This window comes from Pseudomonas sp. IT-196MI5 (genome assembly GCF_949767415.1).
In the GTDB taxonomy this organism is placed as follows: Bacteria; Pseudomonadota; Gammaproteobacteria; order Pseudomonadales; family Pseudomonadaceae; genus Aquipseudomonas.
The window spans coordinates 478,565-490,832 of record NZ_CATKPZ010000022.1; the positions used below are offsets into that span (position 1 = coordinate 478,565).

Sequence of the window (12,268 nt, forward strand, 5' to 3'; positions counted from 1 at the left end):
ATGGGGGCGTTATCGTCCCCCATGGCTCTATCCCTATGTCTTGCGCTTACTCTTCAGTGTCAGTATCTGGAGCTTCAATCTCCGGGGCCGGCCTGTCGCCTATCTCGTCAATACCAAGATCGCTACCCGTTTCGCGGAAATGAGCGGCGATGCGTTGCAGGCTTTCTTCTGTGAATGGATTACCACTGAAGTTGAAGCTGTCACTGATACCGGGATCGACCTCCATGATCTCGGCGGGCATCTCGGTAATGGCGTTGTTGGACAGGTCGACGTCCATCCAGCTTTCAATCGTGAGCAACCCCCTTGGAATCTCGGTTATGCCTGTATGACTGAGGTTCAATGAGGATATCTCCGTCATGTTGCTAAGGTCGGGCGTGAGACCTAACGGATTCTCCCTGAGATTCAGGTAGTCAAGGCGCTCCATGCCTGCCAGTGCGTTCAGGGTTTCCTGAGTCAGGGTGATACGGCACTCCGGCAGGCTTAGCGCGGTCAACCTCCCCATCCGGAATACGGCCTCGGGGATGTTGTCCAGCTGATAGCCCCGCACGCTAAGGCTTTCCAGGTTCGGAAAGTATTCCAGAAACTGGCTGGCTCTCGGGGCAATGTTCCCTGCGCTCGTCAGGTGCAGTTCGGGCACATGGCTGAAGTCGGCCGTCAGTACAGGCAGGTCTCCCATGATTGCCAGATGTGACGCGAACCCATAGTCGCTCACCGCGACACTGGGTGTCGGTATCTGGCGCCAGCACCGTTCCAGGTTTTGCATGAACTCCTCTCTTTTGGCGTGCTCGGCGAACATCTCATTGGCATTGAGTAGGGCGCCAGTGGTGGGGTGGACGTCGGGAACGTCGGTCGCCCAGAGGGTGAGGTCGCTGATCAAGGCGGTGAGTTCGGCCTCCTTGCGCGTCAGTTCGATCCGGCCTTCATGCAATGTTCCGGGCAGGCGATAGATAAAATCACTCGCTTGTTCATTATCCAGGCTTGGATACAGGGCTCTTGTCCGATCGATATCGGCCTGTTCGGCAAATACCCCAAGGTCCAGTTCGGTTTGGCCATAGTAAGTTTTTATCCGTTCTCGGGTGGTCGAGGACAGTGGGTTGTTTCCGAAATCGAACCCTTCGCCGATGTTGGCCGGAAGATCAAAGACCGAGGCGGGCAGTTCGCTTATATGATTGTCGTTGAAGATGGCTGTTCTAAGTCGCGGGTGATTCGTCAGGCCAGCAGGAACGCTGGAAATTCCGGTATTGGAAAGGTCGATGTAAGTCAGTTCGGGAAAGGCTTCCAGGCTGGGAGCGAGGCCTAGTGGATTGTTGTACAGATCCAGTATTGAAAGCCTGTGCAGCGATGAAAGTGTTGCCTGGCTGTCGGGGGTGAGGACGATGCCGCAATCACTCAATACCAGCTCATCAAGTGCCGGCATTGTGCTGATCGCCTGGGGCACGCTTCTCAGGACGAAATTGCGCATTTCCAGACGACGTAATCCCGGGAAGTGCTCAAGGAAAGGGTTGGTCGCGCGCGCTGCGCTGCTGCCATTGAGAGACAGCACGGAGATATGGCTGAAGTCAGCGCTCAGGACGGGGAATTCACCGAGTATCGGTTTGGAAAGTTTAAGTGTGTAGCCGTATTCTGCTCCTTGTAGCTCATCAGATAAGTCGGTCTCCTTACGCCAGCAGCGCAGTATTTCCTCCTGGAGCAATCTTCGGTTTCGTATTTCTGTGGATATTTCCTGCTGGCTGAGAATTGCCTGGGTTTCAGGGTGAATGCGTGGTGGGTTATTGGCCCAGATATGAAGATCATTCACCAGCTGAAAGTATTCGTTGCGCAGGCGCGAAAGTTCCGCGTGCGGGCCTTCGGGATGGCTGCGCAGTCTTTGAATCAGGGCCTGGATCTCGTCAGGTGAAAGCCCCGGATAGACCTCTCGTGCTCTCTGTTGCAGTGTGCGTGGAGCTTCACCTGTCGCGCGGGGATAACCGTCGCTGCCCAACAGGCGCAGGGTCTGGACGACCGGTTCCCGGATAGGCTGCAGTGAAAGGGTCACTCGAAGCTCGTTTCGTTCCAGAGGCTTATCGCGGATCGCCTGTCTGAGTTTGCCTTTTTGGCCGATATGAATATCCAGCATGTTTCGTTGGGTGTCCGGCAAGGCTTGCAGAACGGCGGTATAGAGATCGGTTGCACCGTATAATTGCAGGCCCTCGTCGTCATAGGGTTGGTACTGGCCATCGGTGTTCAGGGTCAGCACTCTGCGGATTGGCGCCTGTGGATTACCGATGCTGTCGAGCGGCGGACCGCCAAAGGTGCGGTCATGAACCTCCATTCGCACATCCGTTGACCAGCCGGGCAGTTTTTCGAGTGAGTGCAGAGCCAGCCTGTCGGTGTCCATGGTGTCTGAGGAGTCCAGATAAAGCCCTTCATACGCCCGTGTGACTCGTACCTCTTGGCTGGCCTGGTGTGCGAGCTCCTTCAGGCGCGTTGGCACAAGCCCATTATCGATCTCTCGAAGCTCATTGCCGCTGGCTTGACTCAGTAATTGCTGGGCGACGCTGCTGGGCAACCCTTTCTCTGCCGCCATGAGCTTTTGGGTGTGAGGATCCTGGGTAAGCTCCACCCCTCTGTAGCGTGACTCGAAAAGCGAGGCGCGATTATGTTCGGCGGTTTGTGCGAGCTTCTTTCTCAGGTTGTTGGCACGAGTGTCGATATTGATCGTTGGATCGCCGAAACCTTCACCGAATATCGTCTTGATCTCATCCTGATCAAGGGTTTCCAGTACGGTTTTAAGAAGGTCGCCTTTGTTCAATTGTGCCTCGTGCATCTGTACGACGGGCAGATGCGCTTTTTCGGAGAACTCCCAGACAGTCTTCCCTTCGGCGTTCAGAAAGCGCAGCGCTTTGGTTTTTGGCCACAGACCGTAGCTCGTCAGCAGTTGCAGCTGGGCTTGAGGATCGGCTTTGCGATACTCCTCGGGATCGTCGCTCTTCAGCTGATCGATAAGGCTCTGAATATCTTTTTCGATTCGGAATCGTTCAAGGGTATCCGTCAGGAGTGGCGGTACAGACTCGTTTTGGACATGCATCTTGCGTAGAACGTTTTCATGAACGTCGCTGACGCTCAGTATCTGATCGAGTTCAAGGTCACTGAAGGCGTCCGCCCTGTGCCCGAGGCGGCGCGCTAACCTGGTTTTGTCCCAGTGCAGGGGGCGATCAAGTTCGGTTTTCCAGGCACCTGAGCCATTGTGATTCAGCGGGGATTTGTAAGCATCCGGCCTATCGGGATGTTGAAGGTAATGGGCGTCTGTGTCGGGGGCTTTCTGCACGGCGTAGTGTTTACCCTCGATCGGTACAATGCTCTTGCCTTGGTGCTCATGTATGCCCAGATGGTCAGGCTTCGAGCCTTTTGGAAGTGTGATTTTCTGCTCATAGGCTGTCAGGTCGGGTTTCCAGTACAGGGTTTTACCGTTGGAGACCTGAACGGGTTTGAACTGATCGATGAATTTCACAATTTCACTGGGGAGCACTCGACGAAACTCACCGGCGACGATGGTGCCACCTACCGCAAAGGCACCCAGCTGGACCAGCGATTCGACCATTCCCATGAGGTGCTCGAACGCTTCGGCGGTCAGGCCTTGCGCCCAATCGACGATTCCTTCGAACGTTTCATCGAGCAGTTGCCAGGCCATGTAGGCCAGCATCATCTCCCCCAGAAATGGCACGAATGGCAAGGCGACGAACGCCGCAATCTGAAGAATCGTTGACGCGATGTTTACGAAGGAGTCCCACAGTTCCCAGCGAGCTTTCTGGTCGGCTGCTGCGGTTGAGACAGCAATGCCCCGTGCGTCGTTGAGGATCTTGTTGAGTTTTTCCTGATAAAGATGGGTCCACAGGTCGCGGTCGATCGGCGTCACCGCGAATTGCAGATCGGGTCGATCAATCGGCGTTTCGCGCCATGAAGGCAGCGGGTCACCCTTTTCGTGTTGATGCCATGTCACTTTCGCAAGGCGATTAGCGAGGTTGCCAAAGAAATAGCCTCGGTCTTCGTGGGAAACGAACCGGCTGAAAAAATTCTGATATTCGGCGTCGCGCAATTGCCGAGTCATTTTTTGCATGAGTTCGCCGGTCGATCGGTATTCCTTGATCGGGTGCTCGGGGTCATCGGGGATGTAGGCCACGACCCGTACGGATACGCGAGGGAGTTCCAGGTTCGGGGCAAACAGAATGACGCCAGTCAGTTTGGCGGACATCATCGTCAAGTCGTGACACAGCAAGGCTTCACCACCCAGTCTCATGCCCTGCAGGCCATCGAGCAGGCCCTGAATCAGGCGAAAATAGTCCTCCTGGATATCTCCGTTCATCCGTGCAAATTGCAGCGCGGCTTTGAGCGCGGCTTTCTGGCTCTCGTCGACCTTGGGTCTCAGTGCGGCCGCGACGTCCGGGTTGGACACGCCCAGGTTCTCTTCGAGGTAGGTTTTGTACTGGCCGCCAATATCCAGCTCCCGGCACAGCTTGGTAAACGCCGGGATGGTGAGTGTGCGTTTGATGGATGGCAGGGTGTCGAATTGCCCGGACGGGGAGGGTTCGGTAATGAAGGTCGAGTCAGGTTCGTAGGCGCCGTCTTCCGTTTCCTTGTCTTCGAAGTTGTGCAAAGCCGCGTCCAGCAGCGAAACCGTCCAGGTGCGTGCGGCTCCGGACTTGATCGGGAACCAGGGGATCGTCGCGGGTATGTACAGGCGCAGGAAGGTTTTTCTGACGTCCAGTTCAAGTCCGAACCGGGCTTTCAGGGCGTTTGTGAGCAAGGGCTCGGCAAATCTGCTCGCGTCTTGCAGGCGTGCCAGCTGCTGATCGACATCATTTTGCGCGGTCCAGTGCGCGGCGTTGAGTGCCTTCAGTTCTGCATGCTGCCCGCTCGACGCAGCCTTGAGTCGGTCAAGGAGCCGTGGCTGAGTGCTCTTCAGCGCCTGGCGCCTGGCAGGCGATGCCTTGCCAAGCCATTCGGGAGCCGCGCTCTTAAGGTATTGGTAGTGGGTAGCGGGGTGTTCTGAATGCGTCGTGCTGGTCGTGACTGTTGGTCGTTGTCCTTCAGGCGTTTGCATTGTGCTTGTCCTTGAGCGTTTAGAGAGTGCCAAGGAAATCAGCAAGTGACGATCAGGGTGCGGTACATAGTTAGGGGGTGAGCGAGTACTCGAAATCAAATCCCGACAACCCTGCCTCTAACCCCGCCGGGCAGTTTAAACTGCGCCTTTGCGACCCTATATGTCGCATTGCCGTAAACCCGGGAAAATCCGGGGTTTGCGCTATAAGAAGTTGTCGCTTGGCGGCAAGGCCGGGCTGAAAACTGTCCTTACAATCCTCACCAAGCTCGCCAGTTTCAGGCGAGTGTTTTCTCTTCAGGAGACTCCGATGTCCGTTGAGCACGCTGCGGTACAACGCGCCGATTTCGATCAGGTAATGGTTCCCAACTATGCGCCTGCCGCATTCATTCCTGTGCGTGGCGCCGGTTCCCGCGTCTGGGACCAGTCCGGTCGCGAGCTGATCGACTTCGCCGGCGGGATTGCCGTTAACGTATTGGGCCACGCGCATCCGGCGCTGGTCGGTGCCTTGACCGAGCAGGCGAACAAGCTGTGGCACGTGTCCAACGTGTTCACCAATGAGCCGGCCCTGCGCCTGGCCCATAAGCTGGTCGACGCCACGTTTGCCGATCGTGCCTTCTTCTGCAACTCCGGCGCCGAAGCCAACGAGGCCGCTTTCAAGCTGGCCCGTCGCGTCGGCTTCGACCGTTTCGGCAGCGAGAAGTACGAAATCATCGCCGCGCTCAACAGCTTCCACGGCCGTACCCTGTTCACCGTGAACGTCGGTGGCCAGTCGAAGTACTCCGATGGCTTCGGTCCGAAAATCACCGGCATCACCCATGTGCCGTACAACGATCTGGCCGCGCTGAAAGCCGCCATTTCCGACAAGACTTGCGCCGTGGTGCTGGAGCCGATCCAGGGCGAAAGCGGTGTGATCCCGGCTGAACTGGAATACCTGCAAGGTGCCCGCGAACTCTGCACCGCGCACGACGCGCTGCTGATTTTCGACGAAGTGCAAACCGGCATGGGCCGTACCGGCCATCTGTTCGCCTACCAGCATTACGGCGTGATCCCGGACATCCTGACCAGCGCCAAGAGCCTGGGCGGTGGTTTCCCGATTGCGGCGATGCTGACCACCGAAGACCTGGCCAAACACCTGGTCGTCGGCACCCACGGCACCACTTATGGCGGCAACCCGCTGGCGTGCGCGGTCGCGGAAGCCGTGATCGACGTGATCAACACCCCTGAAGTGCTGGCTGGCGTCAACGCCAAGCACGACAAGTTCAAGGCGCGCCTTGAGCAGATCGGCGAGAAGTACGGCCTGTTCACCAAGGTCCGCGGCATGGGCCTGTTGATCGGCTGTGTGCTGAGCGATGCCTGGAAAGGCAAGGCCAAGGACATCTTCAACGCCGCCGAGCAAGAAGGCCTGATGGTTCTGCAAGCCGGCCCGGACGTGGTGCGTTTCGCCCCAAGCCTGGTGGTGGAAGACGCCGATATCGATGCCGGCCTGGACCGCTTCGAACGTGCTGCAGCAAAACTGACGCAAGCCTGATAGACCCTTCGACGCCTGACCTTTCAGGCGTCGAACCCAATTTTTTATGCCGGCCCCGCTTTTATGTGGGAGCGAGCTTGCTCGCGATGAGGGCCTGACAGCCAACATCTTCGTTGCCTGACAGGACGCCATCGCGAGCAAGCTCGCTCCCACAGTGTCTCTCAGGCAGGCCAGGTTTTTTTCTCTGTAATTTTTGGATAAAGGAGTGACACCATGCTGGTGATGCGCCCCGCGCAAATGGCTGATCTGGGCGAGGTACAGCGTCTGGCTGCGGACAGCCCGATTGGTGTCACTTCCTTGCCGGATGACGTTGAACGCCTGAGCGACAAGATCGCGGCAAGCGAAGCCTCGTTCGCCGCTGAAGTGAGCTTCAACGGTGAGGAAAGCTATTTCTTCGTCCTCGAAGACTCTGCCACCGGCAAGCTGGTCGGTTGCTCGGCCATCGTGGCGTCGGCCGGTTACTCCGAGCCGTTCTACAGCTTCCGCAACGAAACGTTCGTGCACGCTTCCCGCGAGCTGAAGATTCACAACAAGATCCACGTGCTCTCGCAGTGTCACGACCTGACCGGCAACAGTTTGCTGACCAGCTTCTACGTGCAGCGCGAGCTGGTGGGTTCGCCTTGGGCTGAGCTCAATTCCCGTGGCCGTCTGCTGTTCGTCGCCAGCCATCCGGAGCGTTTTGCCGATTCGGTGGTGACCGAGATCGTCGGTTACAGCGATGAAAACGGCGACTCGCCATTCTGGGATGCCATCGGTCGCAACTTTTTCGACCTCAACTACGCTGAAGCCGAGCGTCTGTGCGGCCTGAAGAGCCGGACGTTCCTCGCCGAACTGATGCCGCATTACCCGATCTACGTGCCCCTGCTGCCTGACTCCGCGCAAGAAGCCATGGGCCAGGTGCACCCGCGGGCGCAGATCACCTTCGACATCCTGATGCGCGAAGGCTTCGAAACCGATCACTACATCGACATCTTCGACGGCGGCCCGACGCTGCATGCCCGTGTCTCGGGGATCCGTTCGATCGCCCAGAGCCGTGTAGTGCCGGTGAAGATCGGCGAGCCGGTCAAAGGCGTCGGTCGCCAGTATCTGGTTGCCAATGCCCAGTTGCAGGACTACCGCGCGGTCATGCTCGAGCTTGACTACGCGCCGGGTAAACCGGTGACCCTGGACCTGGAAGCAGCCGAAGCCCTGGGCGTCGGCGAGGGTGCCAGCGTGCGCCTGGTGGCGGTTTAACGTCGCAATTGATGCCTAGAAAGCAGCGAAGTTTCACGGGTGGCGCAAGCGGCCCGTTTGAGGAGATAGCATGATCGTTCGTCCCGTACGCAGCAGCGATTTACCCGCTCTGATCGACCTGGCCCGCAGCACCGGCACCGGCCTGACCACCTTGCCGGCCAACGAAGAGCGGCTGGCCCATCGGGTCGGCTGGGCCGAGAAGACCTTTCGCGGCGAAGCCGGGCGGGGCGATGCGGACTATCTGTTCGTGCTCGAAGATGACGACGGCCGCGTGGTGGGTATTTCTGCCATTGCCGGCGCCGTCGGCCTGCGTGAGCCCTGGTACAACTTCCGGGTCGGTCTGACGGTCAGCGCTTCGCAAGAGCTGAACATCTATCGTGAAATCCCGACGCTGTTCCTGGCCAACGACCTGACCGGCAACTCCGAGCTGTGCTCGCTGTTCCTGCACGCCGATTACCGCAGTGGCCTCAACGGTCGCATGCTGTCCAAGGCGCGGATGTTGTTCATCGCCGAGTTCCCGCAACTGTTCGGCAACAAGATCATCGCCGAAATGCGCGGTGTTTCCGACGAAGCCGGGCGTTCGCCGTTCTGGGAAAGCCTGGGCCGGCACTTCTTCAAGATGGAGTTCAGCCAGGCCGACTACCTGACCGGCGTGGGCAACAAGGCGTTCATCGCCGAACTGATGCCGAAATTCCCTTTGTACACCTGCTTCCTGTCGCCGGAAGCGCGCAGCGTCATCGGTCAGGTGCACCCGGACACCGAGCCGGCGCTGGCCATGCTCAAGAGCGAAGGTTTCAGCTACCAGGGCTACGTCGACATTTTCGACGCCGGCCCGGCCATCGAGTGCGAAACCGGCAAGATCCGCGCCGTGCGTGACAGCCAGGCGCTGGTGCTGGCCATTGGCACGCCGGGTGACGACGCCACGCCATTCATCATTCACAACCGCAAGCGCGAAGACTGCCGCATCACTGCCGCTCCGGCACGTCTGGCCGCCGGTACCCTGGTGGTCGATTCGAAGACCGCCAAACGTCTTCAACTCAACGCTGGCGATCAAGTGCGCGCCGTGGCGTTGTCCGCAGCTCGGGAGTCGAAATAATGAAGTCGCTTTACATCGCAGGTGAATGGCTGGCAGGTGGGGGCGAAGCCTTCGAGTCGCTGAACCCGGTGACCCAGCAGGTGCTGTGGTCCGGCACCGGTGCCACCGCCGCTCAGGTCGAGTCGGCTGTGCAAGCGGCGCGTCAGGCGTTCCCGGGCTGGGCCCGGCGTACCCTGGAAGAACGTATTTCGGTGCTGGAAGCCTTTGCTGCTGCCCTGAAGACTCACGCGGACGAACTGGCCCGTACCATCGGCGAGGAAACCGGCAAACCCCTGTGGGAAGCGGCGACCGAAGTCACCAGTATGGTCAACAAGATTGCCATCTCGGTGCAGAGCTACCGCGAACGTACCGGCGAGAAGAGCGGCCCGCTGGGCGACGCCACCGCTGTGCTGCGCCACAAACCACACGGTGTGGTGGCGGTGTTCGGTCCTTACAACTTCCCGGGTCACCTGCCGAACGGCCATATCGTGCCGGCACTGCTGGCCGGTAACAGCGTGCTGTTCAAACCTAGCGAGCTGACACCGAAAGTCGCCGAGCTGACGGTCAAGTGCTGGATCGAGGCCGGTCTGCCGGCCGGCGTATTGAATTTGCTGCAAGGCGCTCGCGAAACCGGTATCGCCCTGGCGGCGAACCCGGGCATCGACGGCCTGTTCTTCACCGGCTCCAGCCGCACCGGCAATCACCTGCACCAGCAATTCGCCGGTCGTCCGGACAAGATCCTCGCGCTGGAGATGGGCGGTAACAACCCGCTGGTGGTCGATCAGGTCGCGGACCTCGATGCCGCGGTGTACACCATTATTCAGTCGGCGTTCATCTCCGCCGGCCAGCGCTGCACCTGCGCCCGGCGCTTGCTGGTGCCGCAAGGTGCCTGGGGTGACTCGCTGCTGGCGCGCCTGGTGGCGGTCAGCTCGACTCTTTCAGTCGGTGCCTTCGATCAGCAACCGGCGCCGTTCATGGGCTCGGTGGTTTCCCTTGGCGCTGCGAAAGCGTTGATGGATGCGCAAGAACACCTGCTGGCCAACGGCGCCGTGGCGCTGCTGGAAATGACGCAGCCTCAGGCTCAATCGGCCTTGCTGACCCCGGGCATTCTGGATGTGACCGCTGTCGCCGATCGTCCTGACGAAGAGCTGTTCGGCCCGTTGCTGCAGGTGATCCGCTACGCTGATTTTGCAGCGGCGATCGCTGAAGCCAACGACACCGCCTACGGTCTTGCCGCCGGTCTGTTGTCGGACTCCGAAGCGCGTTATCAGCAATTCTGGCTGGAAAGCCGTGCCGGTATCGTCAACTGGAACAAGCAGCTGACCGGTGCCGCGAGCAGTGCGCCGTTCGGCGGCGTCGGCGCCTCGGGCAACCACCGCGCCAGTGCCTATTACGCGGCGGATTACTGCGCGTACCCGGTGGCCTCGCTGGAAACCCCGAGTTTGGTGATGCCTGCCACTCTCACGCCTGGCGTGAAGATGGCGTAGCGCCCATTCGCGAGCAGGCTCGCTCCCACAGGATTTGTGTCGTACACAAAATTTGTGAACACCACCGAACCTGTGGGAGCGAGCTTGCTCGCGATGGCCGCGCCTCGGTCTTACTCAATTGTTACCAGAAGCCTATAACAACAGATTCTCGTGGAGCCTCGCCGATGAAATCCTATGAAGTCAATTTTGACGGTCTAGTGGGGCCGACCCATAACTACGGCGGCCTGTCCTACGGCAACGTCGCGTCCCAGAGCAACAGCCAGCAATCTTCCAACCCCAAGGAAGCGGCGCTGCAAGGCCTGGCAAAAATGAAAGCGCTGATGGAAATGGGTTTCCAGCAAGGCGTACTGGCACCGCAAGAGCGCCCGGATGTGGCCGCACTGCGTCGCCTGGGCTTTGGCGGCACCGATGCGCAGGTGATCGAGCGCGCCGCCAAAGAGGCGATGCCGCTGCTGGTGGCCAGTTGCTCGGCGTCGAGCATGTGGGTGGCCAACGCCGCCACCGTCAGCCCGAGCGCCGACACCGCTGACGGTCGCGTGCATTTCACCGCTGCCAACCTCAACTGCAAATACCACCGCAGCATCGAACACCCGACCACCAGCCGCGTGCTGGGGGCGATGTTCGCTGACCAGAAACACTTCGCCCACCACGCCGCCTTGCCGGCCGTGGCGCAGTTCGGTGACGAAGGCGCGGCCAACCACACGCGTTTCTGCCGTGAATACGGCGAAGCCGGTGTCGAGTTCTTCGTGTTTGGCCGCAGCGCGTTCGACACCCGCTACCCGGCTCCGCAGAAGTACCCGGCGCGCCAGACCCTTGAAGCGTCCCAGGCCGTTGCCCGTTTGCACGGCTTGAGCGATGACGGCGTGGTCTATGCCCAGCAGAACCCGTCGGTGATCGATCAGGGTGTGTTCCACAACGACGTGATCGCGGTCGGCAACGGCGAAGTGCTGTTCTATCACGAGGACGCGTTCCTCGAGACCGAGAAAATGCTCGCTGAATTGCAGAGCAAACTCGCCAAAGTCGGTGGGAAATTTCAGTCAGTCTGCGTACCGCGTTCCGCGGTAAGCGTGGAAGACGCGGTTCGTTCCTACCTGTTCAATAGCCAACTGCTCTCGCGTCCTGACGGTTCCATGCTGTTGATCGTGCCGGAAGAGTGCCGTGGCAACGAGCGTGTCTGGCAATACTTGCAGGGTTTGACCAGCTCCGGCGGCCTGATCCGCGAAGTGAAAGTCTTCGATCTCAAGCAGAGCATGCAGAACGGCGGTGGCCCGGCTTGCCTGCGGTTGCGCGTCGCACTCAACGAAACCGAGCTGGCGGCGGTCAATCAAGGGGTTATCATGACGGCGCCGTTGTACGGCACACTGACCGAATGGGTCGAGAAGCACTACCGCGACCGCATGACCGAAAACGATCTGGCGGACCCGCAATTGCTGCTCGAGTGCCGGACGGCACTGGATGAACTGACGCAAATCCTTAAACTGGGCGCGGTTTATCCATTCCAGATCAATTGATCGACGGCGCGCCGCCCTGTATGGCAGCGCGCTGCTTCATCTCAAACGAGAGCGTAAAGACATGAGCGATACCCTGCAGCTGATCCTTGAAGACACCGACGGCACGCAACTGGAGACTTCCTGCACCCGCGTCGCGGTCATGTGGCAAGGCAAAGAGCTGTGGATCCAGCAGGACGGCCGCGGCCAGCTGCTGATCGGTGTGGACGTCGAAGAAGGCGATGCCGAATACGCCAACCTGCTGCTGCGCCCGTTGGCGACTAATCTGGTAAGTCTGCAACTGGAGATGGAACCTGCCGACCTCACCGACGAGGAGCATGTTCACGGCCCGGATTGCAACCACGATCACTAAGGAAA

Annotated in this window: 7 protein-coding genes; 6 read left to right on the top strand and 1 reads right to left on the bottom strand. The window is 59.4% G+C overall.

Annotated features, from left to right (window positions below):
• Positions 1 to 46: 46 nt before the first annotated feature.
• The gene (locus tag ACM6IK_RS16515) at positions 47 to 5,080 is read right to left on the bottom strand and encodes a dermonecrotic toxin domain-containing protein (RefSeq protein WP_414875173.1); all 5,034 of its coding nucleotides are present in this window, start codon (positions 5,078 to 5,080) and stop codon (positions 47 to 49) included.
• 307 nt (positions 5,081 to 5,387) lie between these two features.
• Between ACM6IK_RS16515 and ACM6IK_RS16520 the strand changes: the two genes are divergently transcribed.
• The 6 genes from ACM6IK_RS16520 (at position 5,388) to ACM6IK_RS16545 (ending at position 12,263) form a co-directional block, all read left to right on the top strand.
• Positions 5,388 to 6,608, top strand: a complete 1,221-nt coding sequence (locus ACM6IK_RS16520) for an aspartate aminotransferase family protein (protein WP_414875174.1) — start codon at positions 5,388 to 5,390, stop codon at positions 6,606 to 6,608.
• Between the two features lie 213 nt (positions 6,609 to 6,821).
• Positions 6,822 to 7,841: an arginine/ornithine succinyltransferase subunit alpha gene (gene aruF, locus ACM6IK_RS16525; RefSeq protein WP_007992774.1), complete on the top strand. Its 1,020-nt coding sequence runs from the start codon at positions 6,822 to 6,824 to the stop codon at positions 7,839 to 7,841.
• A 70-nt stretch (positions 7,842 to 7,911) separates the two neighbouring features.
• Positions 7,912 to 8,937 carry an arginine N-succinyltransferase gene (astA, locus tag ACM6IK_RS16530; RefSeq protein WP_414875175.1) on the top strand — a complete coding sequence of 342 codons (1,026 nt, stop codon included), beginning with the start codon at positions 7,912 to 7,914 and terminating at the stop codon, positions 8,935 to 8,937.
• Positions 8,934 to 10,403, top strand: coding sequence for a succinylglutamate-semialdehyde dehydrogenase (gene astD / locus ACM6IK_RS16535; protein ID WP_414875264.1), 1,470 nt, complete (start codon positions 8,934 to 8,936; stop codon positions 10,401 to 10,403). The genes astA and astD overlap by 4 nt, the downstream gene beginning before the upstream one ends.
• A gap of 164 nt (positions 10,404 to 10,567) precedes the next feature.
• Positions 10,568 to 11,914 carry an N-succinylarginine dihydrolase gene (gene astB, locus ACM6IK_RS16540; protein WP_223459297.1) on the top strand — a complete coding sequence of 449 codons (1,347 nt, stop codon included), beginning with the start codon at positions 10,568 to 10,570 and terminating at the stop codon, positions 11,912 to 11,914.
• A 61-nt stretch (positions 11,915 to 11,975) separates the two neighbouring features.
• A complete protein-coding gene (locus ACM6IK_RS16545) occupies positions 11,976 to 12,263 on the top strand; it encodes a topoisomerase II (RefSeq protein WP_108215213.1) in 288 nt (95 codons plus the stop codon).
• Positions 12,264 to 12,268 lie beyond the last annotated feature (5 nt).

Coding starts and splice junctions, on each gene's coding strand:
- ACM6IK_RS16515 (WP_414875173.1), bottom strand. CDS start 5,080: ATGCAAACGCCTGAAGGACAACGACCAACAGTCACGACCAGCACGACG.
- aruF (WP_007992774.1), top strand. CDS start 6,822: ATGCTGGTGATGCGCCCCGCGCAAATGGCTGATCTGGGCGAGGTACAG.
- ACM6IK_RS16545 (WP_108215213.1), top strand. CDS start 11,976: ATGAGCGATACCCTGCAGCTGATCCTTGAAGACACCGACGGCACGCAA.
- ACM6IK_RS16520 (WP_414875174.1), top strand. CDS start 5,388: ATGTCCGTTGAGCACGCTGCGGTACAACGCGCCGATTTCGATCAGGTA.
- astB (WP_223459297.1), top strand. CDS start 10,568: ATGAAATCCTATGAAGTCAATTTTGACGGTCTAGTGGGGCCGACCCAT.
- astA (WP_414875175.1), top strand. CDS start 7,912: ATGATCGTTCGTCCCGTACGCAGCAGCGATTTACCCGCTCTGATCGAC.